Here is a 13,541-nt window from a genome sequence, read left to right as displayed (position 1 = left end):
AGGCCCACCGCATGTCAGCCACGACCCTCACCATGCTCCTGGCGGGCGCTGCCAATCTGCTGCCCGCGCTGTTTTTCATGTTTACGGCACTGCTCGGCAGCAACGGGATGAACTCCACCCAGGGCGGAAAGCTGCTGGGCGCCCTGGCCGTGCTGCTGGTGCTGGGCTGGCTCGCCGCGCTGGGGCTTGCTCGCCACCTTGCCCACTGGGGCCAGGCGCGCGGCTGGTCCACCGTGGTCAGCGTGGCAGCGGCCAGCGGTGGCGCGGTAGTCGCTTTCACCGTGCTGGCGCTGCTGTCCACCCTGGCAGCGCTCCTGTGTGTGGGCGCATGAGCTCCGTGCACTCCCCCTGAAAAGAGAAGAACGCCAGAAAGAAGGACACCCCCCCATGCACCACCCCCTGCACCAGCCCTTGTACAACACCACCCTTGCGCTGCTGGCCGCACTCACCCTGCTGGCCGCCGGGACACACACAGCCCACGCCGCCGAACACTTCTGCGGCCAGACCTCTGCCCACCCCATCGACAAGACCCTGGCTGCAGCCGCCGAACGCAGCGGTGGCGTGACTGTGGACCTGCGTGACGCGCAGTCGGCCGCCTACGCCGCGTGGGACAAGGAGCTCAACCGCGTCTACGCCCAGGCCCTCAAGGCCGCTGGCCCCGCACGGCGTGACGCCCTGCGTTCGGCGCAGCGCGCATGGCTGGCGTTCGACACCGCGCAGGGCCAGTGGGACGCCATGCTGCATGCCGACCAGGGCACGTCGGCCGCGCTCAACATCGCCGGTGCCGCGCTGGAACGCCGACGCGCGCGGGTGTGCGACCTGAGCAGGGACCTGCAAAGCCTGAAGGATTCGGAATGATGCGTCGCACACTCCTGCGGCTGCTGCCCGTGCTGGCACCCGGACTGGCCCACGCGCAGGACCACCCCACGGTGTGGCTGCGCGTACGCAACAACAGCCAGGAGGTGTTCGAGCATGTCTGGCAAGGCCTGCCGCGCACCCGCAGCGATGTGGACCTGGGTCCCTTGCGGCCCGGCCAGACCAGCCGGTGGCACGCCGTTCCGGCCACGCTGGCGCACTACCGCAAGACCCGCATCCAGCTGGCCCAGCGCCAGCTCACCTACGTGACCGACACCTCCTTCCCACAAGGCCGCGCCACCCTGGAGCCGGGCCGCTACACCTTCGCCTACACGCTGGAGGGAGATGCACTGCGGTTGACGGTGATCCCGGAAGCCGAGACCACCGCGCCTGACAGATCACATCAAAAACAATAGCTGCTAGCGCTTATCAGATAAGCGCTAGAGCCCAATTTCATTCAAAAAATGGCGTCCATGAACACCTTCAGCACCTTGAACCCCGTCCGCATGGCGCGGCTCACGGCCCTGGCGGCCGCCCTGTTTGCGGCGGCCTGTGGCGGCGGGGACGCCAACGAGGCACCCACTCCCACTCCCACTCCCACTCCCACGCCAGCCCCAGGCACGGCGCCCGCACCAGGGCCCACGCCGGAACCCCCACCACCGCCCCCGCCGGCCCCCACAGCACCGCCGGTGCAGCCCCCGTCTGCACCACCCCCATCGCCGCCGCCGTCGCAGCCACCCTCGGTACCACCGCCGCCGCCACCTCCTGCGCCCCCCCCGCCCAGCGCGGGATGGAGCGTGGTTTCAGTGAACTCCCTGCTCGCGCCCCTGGCCATCGCCAGCGACCTGACCCCCAACCCCGGCCGGGGCTACTACCAGTGGCGCTCGGACCCGGGTGACGTGCCGCTCGCACAATCGGCACCACCCCAGGCCGCCTACCAGCGCTACCTCTGGAAAGACCTGGAAGGCAACACACCCGGCCAATACACCCTCGGCAACCTGGTGGCCGCGCGCGATGCCGCCCGGGCCGCTGGGCGGCAGTTTGCGTTTCGCATCCAGGCCATGCGCGGCTACGGCACCAACACGCTGGACGTGCCCACCTACCTGCACGGTGCGGGCACGGCGCAGCCGCAATGCTCGGCACCCAACCCCGCCTGTGTGTGGGCGGCCCCGATGCCCGCCCCCACTCCGCCCGCGCCCGCATTGCCTCCCACGCTGGTGCCCAACTGGAACCACCCCTATGTGCTGGAGCGCATGCAGGCCCTGCTGCAGGCGGTGGCCGCCGCGCTGGGCGACACGTCGGACCTGGCCTGGATCGACGTGGGCCTGTACGGGCAGTACGGCGAGTGGGCCATGAACACCACCAACGTGGTCTACACACCGGCCCTGGAAACCCAAGGCATCACCCCGGCCTCCAACGCCACCAAGCGCAGCATTGCGCAGATGCATTTCGACAGGCTCCCGGATGCGCAGCATGCGATGTTCATCCCGCATGCCAACCTGGACACGCTGCAGTACGCGTTCTTCCAGCAGACCACCACCACGCTGCCAGTGGGCCTGCGCTGGGACTGCCTGGCGCAGGACGGCTTCATGAAGCAGTGGACCGACCGCCCGAGCGACTGGGCACAGATCTCGGACCGCTGGAAGACCGCCCCCTGGATCGCGGAGTTCTGCCCCTTCGGCCCCGGCGAGTCCAAGACCAACGCCGCCACCGCGCTGCAGCAGGTGCGCGACTTCCATGTCTCCACCGTGGGCAATGGCAACCTGAACGCGCCGTGGTCCAGCTTTACGGGCACCGAACAGGCCCACCTGGCGGCCGTGGGGCGCGAGGCGGGCTACCGCTTTGCGCTGGGGCCCATCACTGTCACGGCCCCCACGCCCAGCACGGTGCAGGTGCAGGTGCGCGTGGACAACACGGGTAACGCACCGCTCTACACCCCTTGGCAACTGCAGGCTCAGCTGCGCGATGGCACCGGCCAGGTGGTGGCCAGCCGAGAGCTGCTGAGCACCGCCCAGGCGCGTGCCATTCTTCCGGGTGTGCCCACACAGATCAACACTGCCTGGACCTTGCCGAGCCCACCTGCGGGCAGCTACACGGTGCACCTGGCCTGGGTGCGCCAGCCCACGCTGGCGGGGCTACCGCAGACGCTGCGCTGGAACATGGCGGGCATCGAGGCCGACGGCAGCATCCGGCTGGCGACGTTGAAACGGTAGGTCGCTGCGGGCCTGCTGCGGCCCGCAGATCCGGCTCAGGCGCTGAATTACTTCAGGCGCTGCGCTGAAGCAGGTGCGCGTGCACGGCACCCGCCTTGAGGTGGCGGTACAGCACCAGGCCACTCGCGGCCAGCTCCTCGTCCGTCCAGGCGCGGGGCGCTTCGAGGTAGACAAAGCCCTGGGCGGCCACAGCCTTGGAGGCGGCCTGCAGGGCAGCGACGAACAGGTCGCTGTCAAACGGCGGGTCCAGCAGCACGAGGTCGATGCTGGCGGGCGCCGCCTGTTTGAGGGCGGCAATCCCGTCGCCACGCTGCACACGCACGGCCGTGGCCGAAAGGCGCTGCTGCAGGGTGTGCAGCTGGGCCACCAGGGCGGCATCGCTTTCCACCAGCTGCACGGCGGCCGCTCCACGCGACGCGGCTTCGAGCCCCAACGCGCCAGTGCCCGCAAAGGCATCCAGGCAGCGCCAGCCGGTCAGGTCCTGGCCCAACCAGTTGAACAGCGTTTCGCGCACGCGGTCGGGCGTGGGGCGCAGGCCGGGGCGCTGGGCCACGGGCAGGCGGGTGCGTTTCCATTGCCCGCCAATAATGCGGATTTCGCCCGCGCCCTTGGGCGCTGCTGCGGCAACGGCCTTGTCCTTGGGCGCGCCCTTTTTGCCAGCGGCAACCGGCGGGGTGGCCGCTGCGGCCTGGGCTTTGCGGATCTCGGCGTTGATGGCGGTGGTTTTCAGGGTCGAGCGGCTCATGGCTTGCCCCCCACCACCACGGTCACCATGCGCTCGGGTTGCAGCTTCTTGGCCATGGCCGTGCGCACATCGGCTACGGTGAGGGCTTCGACCTTCTTCGTCCACTGGTCCAGGTAGTCCAGCGGCAGCTCGTTCCAGGCGATGTTGGCCACATTGCCCAGGAGCTTCTTGTTGCTGTCGATGCGCAGCGCAAAGCCGCCGATGAGGTTGTCCTTGGCGGCACGCAGCTCGGCCTCGGTGGGGCCTTCGGCCACAAAACGTGCGATCACGTCGCGCGAGACCTTCACGGCCTGGGCCGCCTGGTCGGGGCGCGTCTGCAGGCCCACGGTGAAGGCGCCGGCGTGCATGCCAGCGGCAAAGTAGCTGTACACGCTGTAGCTGAGGCCGCGCTTTTCACGCACCTCGTTGGTCAGGCGCGAGACAAAACCGCCTCCGCCCAGGATGTGGTTGCCCACCAGCAGCGCTACAAAGTCCGGGTCGCGCCGCTGGAAGCCCGGCTGGCCAATCAGCACATGGGCCTGGGCCGAGGTGAAGGGGATGTTCTGCTCGGCGGGGGCGGTGAGCGCTGCGATCTCGCCCACGGGCGGCAGCGGCGCGCAGCCGGTGCTGGCGGGCAGGCGCGACAGCAGCGTGGCCACCAGCGCCTGGGCCTGTGTGCGCGACACGGCGCCCACAATGCTGACCTTGGCGCGGCAGGCGCCGATGTGCTGGGTGTGAAACGCCTGCATGTCGGCCACGCTGATGCGCGCCAGCGTCTCTGCGGTGGTCTGCACGCCGTAGGGGTGGCTGCCGTACACGGCGGCTTCAAACGCGTGGTTGGCCACGGTGGCCGGGCGTGTCAGCGACTCTTTGATGCTGGCGCTCCAGCGGGCGCGGTCGCGTGGCCACACGTCGGCCGGAAAACTGGGCTCGCCGATCTGGCGCGCGGCCAGACGGGCGGCCTTGTCGAGCAGCGGCGGGTCGGTGAGCGAGCGCAGTGAATACTGCAGCCTGTCGTTGTCAGCGGCCACCTCGAAATTGGCGCCCAGGTCGGCCCAGGCCTCGCCCAGGCCGTTTTCGTCCAGCGCGGGTTCGGTGCTTGTGTCGCGCCCGGCCTTCACGCCCTTGCTGGCCATGGCGGCCACAGCGCTGGCCAGGCCCGACTGGCCCGCCGGGTCGCGGCGGCTGCCAGCATCAAAGTCGATCTGCACGTCCACCATCGGGATGACCGGGCTTTCGACCAGGTAGACCTTGGCGCCGTTCCCCTCCGTCCAGTGCTGGATGGGCAGCAGCGCCCAGGCAGAGTTTGAATAAAAAATGGCTCCAGCGCTTATCAGTAAAGCGCGAGCAGCTATGTTTTTAATAGTAATCATGAAATAGGGCGCAAAGCGGGTTCAGTGGCGGGACGCACCGGGTGCGGGCTGTGCGCGGGGGCGGGGGGAATCCAGCGGCTGGGGCAGCAAGGTGGCCACCGTGAGCTGGTCGTCGCCAAAATATTTGGCGGCCACGGCCTGCACCTGGGCGGGCGTCACGGTGCGCAGCAGTTCCAGAAGGCGTTCGTTGGCGTCGAGCGGAAATCCCTGAATCCAGTTGCCCCCCAGCTCCTGCGCCTGGTTCATCACCGAGTCGCGTTCGTACACGGTCGAGGCGATCCACTGCGTCTTCACGCGGGTCAGCTCAGCCTCGCTGACCCCATCGCGGGCGACGCGGATGACCTCGGCGCGCAGCGCGTCTTCCACCTGCTGGGCCGTCTTGCCTCCAGCGGGCACACCGCTGAGCATGAACAGGCTGGGGCCACGGCCCGTGACCATGGCGCCGCTGCTGGCGCTGTCGGCCACGCGGTTTTCGCCCTGGGTCAGCGCACGGTCGAGCCGCGCGCCGTCGTAGCCGTTGAACACCGCCGACAGCACCATGAGCGCCAGAGCATCGCGGTCGGTTTCGGTCAGGTTCTCCACGCGGTTCAGGCTGGGCGCACGAAACGCCAGCGCCACGTAGGCCTGCTCGGCCGGAGCCTTGACGGCAATGCGGCGCAGGCCCTGCTGCGCGGGCTCGGTGCGGGGCTTGCGCTCGGGCAGCGCGTGGGCGGGCAGGCTGCCGTAATACTTCTCGGCCAGTGAGCGGACCTGGGCCACGTCCACATCGCCTGCCACCACCACGGCGGCGTTGGTGGGCGTGTACCACTGGCGGTAGAAGGCGCGCGCATCATTCGGTGTCATGGCATCCAGGTCGCTCATCCAGCCCACGATCGGGCGGCGGTAGGGCGATGCGGTAAAGGTGGCGGCAAACAGCTGCTCGGCCAGCATGGCGCGGGGCTGGTCTTCGGTGCGCAGGCGGCGCTCTTCCTTGACGACCTCCAGCTCCTTCTTGAACTCGTCATCCGGCCAGTGGTTGTTGGCAAACCGGTCGGATTCGAGCTTCATCACATCTTCGAGCCGGTTGGACGGGATCTGCTGGTAGTAACCCGTGTAGTCGCGGCTGGTGAATGCGTTTTCGCGCCCGCCCAAAGCCGCCACGCGCCGCGAGAACTCGCCCGGCGGCAACGTCTTGGTGCCTTTGAACATCATGTGCTCCAGCACATGGGCAACTCCCGTGGTGCCGTCCACCTCGTCCATGGAGCCCACGCGCACCCACACCATGTGCACCGCAGTGGGGGCACGCCGGTCGGGCTGCACGATGAGCTGCATGCCGTTCTTGAGCGTGAACTGCTGCGCGCCAGAGGCCGTGGCGGACGGCGTGGTGGAAGGCGCAGCGGGGGGTTGAGAGGCGGGAGGCGTTGCCGCAAAGGCAGCCCCGGACGAGAGGCAGGCCAGCAGGCCCAGTAGGGTGAAAGCGCGTTTCATAGAATGGATGATTCTAAGAACCCTCCAATGTTCAGTTTTTTCAAGAAAAAGCCCGCCGCTCCGCCATCGACGCCCGCACCGTCCGATGCGCCCTCCCCGGCCGTTTCGCACGGCGCTCCGGCGCCTGCCGCCCCCCACACCCCGGTCGTGCCAGCGGCGACAGCTGCGGCGGCGCAGCCGCCGTCTCCGGCCCCTTCGCCCGCCCCAGCGCCCGTGCCCGCGCCACCGCCGGTCGAAGCCCCGGCTGCAGCACCGGCAGCGTTTGGCTGGCTGCGCAACCCGTTTGCCCCCAAGGCGCCCGAGGCAGCTCCGGCGCCCACGCCCGCAACAGCGCCAGCCCCACCGCCTGCGCCAGTGCCAGCCGCAGCGCCCCCAGCCACACCCGTTCCCACACCTGTGCCGGTGGCAGCCCCGGTTCAGGCAACTCCTGCGGCACCCGTGCCGGTGGCAGCCCCCGCCATCGCTGCCCTAGCACCCGCTTCCGCACCGGCAGCCGCCCCCACGGAACGCAAGGGCTGGCTGGATCGCCTCAAGGCCGGCCTGCGCAAAACCGGCAGCAGCATCACCACGGTGTTCACCGGCACGCAGATCGACGATGCGCTGTATGAAGAGCTGGAAGAGGCCCTGCTGATGGCCGACACCGGTGTCAAGGCCACCACCCACCTGCTGGCCGACCTCAAGCGCCGCGTGAAGGAGGCCAAGGCCACCGACCCCGCCGCTGTCAAGGGTTTGCTGGCCGACGCACTGACCGACCTGCTGCGCCCGCTCGAAAAAGCCCTGGTCATCGGCGAACACACCCCCACGGTGATCATGGTGGCGGGCGTCAATGGCGCGGGCAAGACTACGTCGATTGGCAAACTCACCAAACACCTAGCAGGCGAAGGGGCGGCCGTGCTGCTGGCGGCGGCCGACACCTTCCGCGCGGCAGCGCGCGAGCAGCTCGGCGTCTGGGCCGACCGCAACACGGTCGAAATCGTGAGCCAGGAAGGCGGCGACCCGGCCGCCGTGAGCTTTGACGCCGTCACGGCCGGCAAGGCGCGCGGCAAGGATGTGGTGCTGGTGGACACGGCGGGCCGTTTGCCCACCCAGCTGCACCTGATGGAAGAGCTGAAAAAGATCCGCCGCGTGGTGACCAAGGCCGACGCCACGGCGCCGCACGAGGTGCTGCTGGTGATCGACGGCAACACTGGCCAGAACGCCCTGGCCCAGGTGCGGGCGTTTGACGACGCGCTACAGCTCACAGGCCTCATCGTGACCAAGCTCGATGGCACGGCCAAGGGCGGTGTGCTGGCCGCCATCGCGCAGGAGCGCCCGATTCCGGTGTATTTCATCGGCGTGGGCGAAAAGCTCGAAGACCTGGAAACCTTTAACGCGCGCGAGTTCGCGCAGGCACTGCTCACCTGATGCAGCCCGGCGGTCCGGGCCGCCCCCTTCCCCCGCCAGCGTGATCCATGGCCCCTTCGGGGGCCATTTTCACGTTTACGAACTGCGGCAATTCCCCCATGATGGGCTTCCCCCTGGAAAGGCACGGAGGCCCATGTTCATTGAGCTGGTCAAAGGTGTTGCCCTGCTGTTGGCGCTGTGCTTTCTGCATGGGTTCAACATCCGCGTCTGGCGCCAGCATCCGCGCACCGGGCAGGTGTTCTCGGGCATTCTTTTTGGCACCATCTGCGTGGTGGGCATGCTCACACCGGTGGTGCTGATGCCAGGGGTGATCTTTGACGCCCGCTCGGTGGTGCTGAGCATGGCGGGTCTGTTTGGCGGCCCTCTGGTGGCCTGCATCGCCGCCGCCATGGCCGCCACCGGCCGCCTGTGGCTGGGCGGTGCGGGGGCGGAGGTGGGCTTGATGGTGATCGCACTGTGCACCGCACTGGGCCTGGTCTACCGCGAGGGCCGGGCGCGCGGGCGCCTGGGAGTGGAACCCGTGACGCTGGCGCTGTTCGGGCTGCTGGTGCACACCGCCGTGCTGGCGGTGTTCCAGCTGCTGCCGACCGAAGTGGTTCAGCGCGTCAACCAGACCCTGGCCCTGCCCTTTCTGCTGACCTTCACACCCGCCACGGTGGCGCTGGGCCTGCTGCTGCACGACGTGGAAGAACGCCTGGCCACCGAACGCGCACTGCACGGCACGGCCGCCCGGCTTCGGGCCATTGCGCAGGCCATTCCCGACGTGCTGCTGGTGCTGGATGCCCAGGGGCGCTATGTGGAAGTGCTATCGCCCGACGACGCCCCGCTGGCCGCCAGCCCCGCCCAACTTGTGGGCAAGCGGATGCATGACGTGCTGCCCGCAGAGCAGGCCGACAGATTTGTGGAACTGATCCGCAGCACCTTGCTGTCGGGCCAGACGCAGAGCGCGGAATACGAGATGCAGACACTCTCGGGAACGCGGCAATTTGAAGGGCGGGCGCAGCCCCTGGGTGTGAAAGTGGGGGGCCAGGCGGCCGTGGTCTTCCTGGCGCGGGACATCACCCAACGCAAGCGCGCCGAAAGTGCGCTGCGCGAGTCAGAGCTTCGCTTTCGCTCGCTGCTGCGCAATATCCCGTCCATCTCGGTGCAAGGCTATCTGGAAGATGGCACCACGAGCTACTGGAACCAGGCCTCCGAGGAGCTGTATGGCTACACGGCCGAGGAGGCACTGGGCAGCAACCTGCTCGACCTCATCATTCCGCCCCCCATGCGCGACGCCGTGCGTGAACACGTACGCCACATGTTCGCCACGGCCGAGGTGATTCCCGCCGGCGAGCTGCAGCTGCAGCGCAAGGACGGTACGCCCGTGCATGTCTTCTCGAGCCATGCCTACATCCGGGTGCCGGGCCACCCACCGGAGATGTTCTGTATCGACATCGACATCTCGGGCCGCAAGGCGGCCGAGGACGAGGCCCGTTACCTGGCCTTCTACGACGCCCTCACGCAGCTGCCCAACCGGCGCCTGCTGGTAGACCGTCTGCAGCAGGTGCTGGCCAGCGGCGCACGCTCGGGCTTGACCACAGCCGTGCTGTTTGTGGACCTGGACAACTTCAAGACCCTGAACGACACCCGGGGCCATGAGGTGGGCGACCTGCTGCTCAAGGAAGTGGCCCTGCGCCTGCGCGGCTGCGTGCGCGAGCAGGACACGGTGGCCCGGCTGGGGGGCGACGAGTTTGTGGTGGTGCTGCAGAACCTGAGCAGTGACCCGCCGGAAGCCGCCGCCCAGGCGCGCACGCTGGGCGAACTGATCCTGGCCCAGCTGCGCCAGCCCTACGACCTGGCCGGGCATGAACACCACTTCACAGCCAGCATCGGGGTGACGCTGCTGCGCGAGCACCGTGACTCGGTGGACGAGGTGCTCAAACAGGCCGACATGGCCATGTACCGCGCCAAGGACGCGGGCCGCAACACCCTGCGCTTTTTTGACCCTGACATGCAGCAGGCCGTGAACCGCCGCGCATTGCTGGAAACAGAGCTGCACAACGGCCTGCGCCAGTCGCAGTTCCTGCTGCTGTACCAGCCCCAGGTGAACGCGCAGGGGCGGGTTACCGGCGCAGAGGCGTTGGTGCGCTGGCAACACCCCGCGCACGGCATGGTGCCGCCATCGGAGTTCATCCCGCTGGCAGAGGAATCCGGCCTCATCCTGCCCTTGGGTTATTGGGTGATGGAAACCGCCCTGCGCCAACAAGCCCGGTGGCGGCTGGACCCGGCAATGGCCCACCTGAGCCTGGCCATCAACGTCAGCGCGCGGCAGTTTCTGCAGGAAGACTTTGTGACACAGGTGCTGGCCTTGCTGCAGCGCACTGGCGCCGACCCGGCGCACATCAAGCTGGAGCTGACCGAAAGCCTGCTGCTGGACAACGTGGACAGCGTGATCGCCACCATGCGCGCACTCAAAGCCCAGGGCCTGGGCTTTTCGCTGGATGACTTTGGCACCGGCTATTCGTCCTTGAGCTACCTCAAGCGCCTGCCGCTGGACCAGATCAAGATCGACCAGGGTTTTGTACGCGACGTGCTGCTGGACCCCAGCGACGCGGCCATCGCACGCTCCATCATCGCGCTGGCCGGCAGCCTGGGTCTGGACGTGATCGCCGAGGGGGTCGAAACGGCAGCGCACCACCAGTTTCTGCTGGCGCACGGCTGCAAGGCGTTTCAGGGCTATCTGTTTGGCAGGCCGATGGCGCTGGAAGACTTTGAACGGGTCGCGCGGGAGGTGCTGGGCCCGGAAGGCACCTCCAGCTGACCTTGGGCCGGTATCGGGATTGCATTCAAGGTACCGCGCAGAAGTGCCGATAACCAGGGGCCACGCCAGCCCGCACCGCGCCGGACCTCCGTGGAAACCATGGAGGTGCCCCATGAGAATCGAGTCGTACACCCTGCAGATGCAGTCCCAGCATGTCGCAACGCACATGCACAGCCAGACAAGCCGCCTGGAAATGTGGGTGGGCGACCGCCCCGCCAGCACGCCCCTCGCCCGCCAGGCACCGCCGCTGCAAATCTCCACCGCTGCCCGCCTGGCCCAGGCCGCCCATGCACCCCATGGGGTCAACACCTCGGTCGAGCCTCTGCCGGAGCGCGCCCGCGACGAGGGCCTGACGCCCCAGCTCGCCATGATCCGCGATCTGATCGAACGCATGACCGGGGTGCTCGTCCGCGTCTATGCCGGGCCGCAGTCCACCGACGCGCCCTCAGCTCCCCCGCCCCCCTTGGCCCCAACGAACAGCACGGCCGCAGCCCCGCGCCAGCGCGCGGGCTTTGGCCTGATCTATGAGCAGCGCGAAGTGCTGGAAGAAACCGAGCGCACCCAGTTTGCTGCAGCGGGCACTGTGCGCACCACCGATGGCCGGGAAATCCGGTTCACGCTGCAGCTGGATATGCAACGCAGCTACCGCGAGGAATCCTCCGTGAGCCTGCGGCTGGGCGACGCCGTGGCGGTGGACCCGCTGGTCATCAACTTCGACGGCACCGCCGCCCAATTGCAGGACCTGCGCTTTGCCTTCGACCTGGACGGCGACGGGCAGACCGAACAAGTGCCGCTGCTTGCCGGCAACCGGGGTTATCTGGCGCTGGACACCAACCAGAACGCGCGCATCGACAGCGGCCTGGAACTCTTCGGCCCGGACACGGGCAACGGCTTTACAGAACTGGCCCGGCATGACAGCGACGGCAACGGCTGGATCGATGAAGCCGACCCGGTCTTCCATCAGCTGCGCGTGTGGACCCCGAATGCAGATGGCAGCGGTAGCCTGCAGACCCTGGAGGAACTGGGCGTGGGCGCGGTGCAACTCACCGCCCAGGCAACGCCCTTCGCCCTGCGCACGGCGGACAACCACAACCTGGGCGCCGTGCGCTCCACCAGCATCTACCTGCGAGAAAACGGCAGCGCGGGCACGGTGCAGCAGATCGACCTGAGCGTGTGATCGCGATCCAAGAGTTTGAGCGACCCGTACCAGCGGCCGAGACGTCCGCAAACTGGGGAATGCCCAAGCTTCAGGCCAACACCGTAGCGTGGGCCACCTGCGCATCCACCCAGTCAGCATATTCCGCAGACCCCTGCAGCGCGTGCGTGACCAGCTGCGGCAGCGCATAGGGATGCTGCGCCCGCAGCAGCGCCAGCAGCGGGTGCAGCGCACGGGGCACGGTCTTGCACACCAGCCGGAGCTCGCGGTCCTCCTGCAACGCGCCCTGCCAACGAAAGTAGGCCGTGATGGGCTCCACCTGCACACAGGCCGCCAGCCGCGCCTGCAACACCAGCTGTGCCAGCCGCCGCGCTTCCGCTTCGGTGGCCACCGTGGTAGTGACAACGAGAATGTCGCAAAGTGCGGTCGGCTCAGTCATGCGCGTCTCCCGAAGGCGTTGGGCGGTGCAGTCTGCCATAGCGGGGGATGCAATGCCAGCGGCGCGAAAACCGCTGGATCATGAAAAGACTGCTCTATTTTTCGCAACAATCGCAAAAAACTTGGCTACAAAGGGCTGGAACCCCGTACCGGGAACACGCTCTGACAACGAGATATTGGATTCGCCGCGACCTCTGCAGCCATCAAATTCCCCTTTGAATCAATGGCTTAGTACAACCATCCTGCCATAGCGCCTTGTGATTCCTGGGCCGATGGCCCAGGCGACTGTCGATGTGCACTGAGCGTTGTACTGCCGAATTTGAGAAATCAACCGCTTAGAACAACAAGAGGTGCATACCTTTGTACTTTTTTATCCCTTCAGGGTTGTACTTTTCCGATCGGTCTTCACTGAGTCTTGTATTTTTCGTGCAGGTCAATTCGTTGCGCCTTCCGCACAGGATTTTTCCACGCTGCACTGTGCTTAAACGCTTGCCGCAAAGGCCTTCGATTTGGCCTTGCGGCGGCTTCAGGCTGATCTGAGTCATCCTCAGGTGCTGGACTGAGCGACCGCTTCGGCCGCAAATGGACGATGGACTAAACCGCTCGCGCGGTAGGCCGCCGCGAAGGCCCTGACGCCAAGTAAACATCGCGCCCCTGTCTATGTTGGCGAGCGAGACAATCGGCCTCGTTCTTGGACAGGAGCGCGATCCTGATCCCTTCGACCCCCTCCATCTCGCCGCTGCGCAAATACCGGCTGAGAAACACCACCTAGTTGGCGGCAAGGCAGCCGTCCAACTTCTGGGGGTCAGTTCAAAACTGGAGCGATTCAGGACAGCATTTGGCAAGGGAGAACTGCTGGTGTTCGAGCAAGGTCGGCGGTTGCCTCTCTGAGCCCAGGCGGACACTGTGAGTGTCACAGCTCCAAAGAATCTCGTACTCCCAAAGCAAAAAACCCCAGTCTTTATGAGACTGGGGTTTTCTGGGCTGTAAGAGCCTGACGATGACCTACTTTCACACGGGAACCCGCACTATCATCGGCGCAAAGTCGTTTCACTGTCCTGTTCGGGATGGGAAGGAGTGGTACCAACTTGCTATGGTCATCAGGCAT

Annotated in this window: 12 protein-coding genes and 1 rRNA gene; 7 read left to right on the top strand and 6 right to left on the bottom strand. The window is 67.1% G+C overall.

All coding sequences use genetic code 11. The features are described 5' to 3' along the window. The first annotated feature begins 11 nt into the window (after positions 1-11). Genes KW832_RS13755 through KW832_RS13740 form a run of 4 tightly spaced genes read left to right on the top strand, consistent with a single transcriptional unit; the run spans position 12 to position 3,068 of the window. Positions 12-332: a hypothetical protein gene (locus KW832_RS13755; RefSeq protein WP_218300411.1), complete on the top strand. Its 321-nt coding sequence runs from the start codon at positions 12-14 to the stop codon at positions 330-332. 55 nt (positions 333-387) lie between these two features. After that, entirely contained in the window at positions 388-858 is a 471-nt protein-coding gene (locus tag KW832_RS13750; protein WP_218300410.1) for a lysozyme inhibitor LprI family protein, read from the top strand. After that, positions 858-1,271: a hypothetical protein gene (locus tag KW832_RS13745; protein WP_218300409.1), complete on the top strand. Its 414-nt coding sequence runs from the start codon at positions 858-860 to the stop codon at positions 1,269-1,271. The genes KW832_RS13750 and KW832_RS13745 overlap by 1 nt, the downstream gene beginning before the upstream one ends. A 57-nt stretch (positions 1,272-1,328) precedes the next feature. Beyond that, positions 1,329-3,068 carry a DUF4832 domain-containing protein gene (locus KW832_RS13740; protein WP_218300408.1) on the top strand — a complete coding sequence of 580 codons (1,740 nt, stop codon included), beginning with the start codon at positions 1,329-1,331 and terminating at the stop codon, positions 3,066-3,068. Between the two features lie 52 nt (positions 3,069-3,120). Here the strand turns inward: KW832_RS13740 and rsmD are convergent, their stop codons facing one another. The 3 genes from rsmD to KW832_RS13725 are packed head-to-tail and all read right to left on the bottom strand — an operon-like array spanning position 3,121 to position 6,632. Continuing rightward, on the bottom strand, positions 3,121-3,813 hold the full coding sequence (rsmD, locus tag KW832_RS13735) for a 16S rRNA (guanine(966)-N(2))-methyltransferase RsmD (RefSeq protein ID WP_121420944.1): 693 nt from the start codon (positions 3,811-3,813) through the stop codon (positions 3,121-3,123). Next, positions 3,810-5,165 carry a pitrilysin family protein gene (locus KW832_RS13730; protein ID WP_218300407.1) on the bottom strand — a complete coding sequence of 452 codons (1,356 nt, stop codon included), beginning with the start codon at positions 5,163-5,165 and terminating at the stop codon, positions 3,810-3,812. The genes rsmD and KW832_RS13730 overlap by 4 nt, the downstream gene beginning before the upstream one ends. 21 nt (positions 5,166-5,186) lie before the next feature. Then, the gene (locus KW832_RS13725; protein WP_218300406.1) at positions 5,187-6,632 is read right to left on the bottom strand and encodes a pitrilysin family protein; all 1,446 of its coding nucleotides are present in this window, start codon (positions 6,630-6,632) and stop codon (positions 5,187-5,189) included. A 27-nt stretch (positions 6,633-6,659) separates the two neighbouring features. On the opposite strand from KW832_RS13725, the gene ftsY reads away from it, so the two are divergent. The 3 genes from ftsY to KW832_RS13710 all read left to right on the top strand — a co-directional run bounded on the left by ftsY (position 6,660) and on the right by KW832_RS13710 (position 12,016). Further along, a complete protein-coding gene (ftsY, locus tag KW832_RS13720; protein ID WP_218300405.1) occupies positions 6,660-8,036 on the top strand; it encodes a signal recognition particle-docking protein FtsY in 1,377 nt (458 codons plus the stop codon). A 133-nt stretch (positions 8,037-8,169) separates the two neighbouring features. Continuing rightward, entirely contained in the window at positions 8,170-10,839 is a 2,670-nt protein-coding gene (locus KW832_RS13715) for an EAL domain-containing protein (protein WP_218300404.1), read from the top strand. Positions 10,840-10,951: 112 nt separating this feature from the next. Continuing rightward, on the top strand, positions 10,952-12,016 hold the full coding sequence (locus KW832_RS13710) for a hypothetical protein (protein WP_218300403.1): 1,065 nt from the start codon (positions 10,952-10,954) through the stop codon (positions 12,014-12,016). A gap of 70 nt (positions 12,017-12,086) precedes the next feature. Here KW832_RS13710 and cutA read toward each other — a convergent pair whose 3' ends face one another. The 3 genes from cutA to rrf form a co-directional block, all read right to left on the bottom strand. Beyond that, complete coding sequence (gene cutA / locus KW832_RS13705) at positions 12,087-12,434, bottom strand: divalent-cation tolerance protein CutA (protein WP_121508607.1); 348 nt, start codon at positions 12,432-12,434, stop codon at positions 12,087-12,089. 334 nt (positions 12,435-12,768) lie between these two features. After that, complete coding sequence (locus KW832_RS13700) at positions 12,769-12,978, bottom strand: hypothetical protein (RefSeq protein WP_218300402.1); 210 nt, start codon at positions 12,976-12,978, stop codon at positions 12,769-12,771. Positions 12,979-13,425: 447 nt separating this feature from the next. Beyond that, positions 13,426-13,538 (bottom strand): 5S ribosomal RNA (rrf, locus tag KW832_RS13695). Between the last annotated feature and the right edge of the window lie 3 nt (positions 13,539-13,541).

Origin of the sequence: Acidovorax sp. sif0632 (assembly GCF_019218805.1) — a bacterium.
Taxonomy (GTDB): Bacteria; Pseudomonadota; Gammaproteobacteria; order Burkholderiales; family Burkholderiaceae_C; genus Acidovorax; species Acidovorax facilis.
Note: the sequence above shows the minus strand (reverse complement) of the source record. Positions and strands in the feature narration are given on the sequence as shown.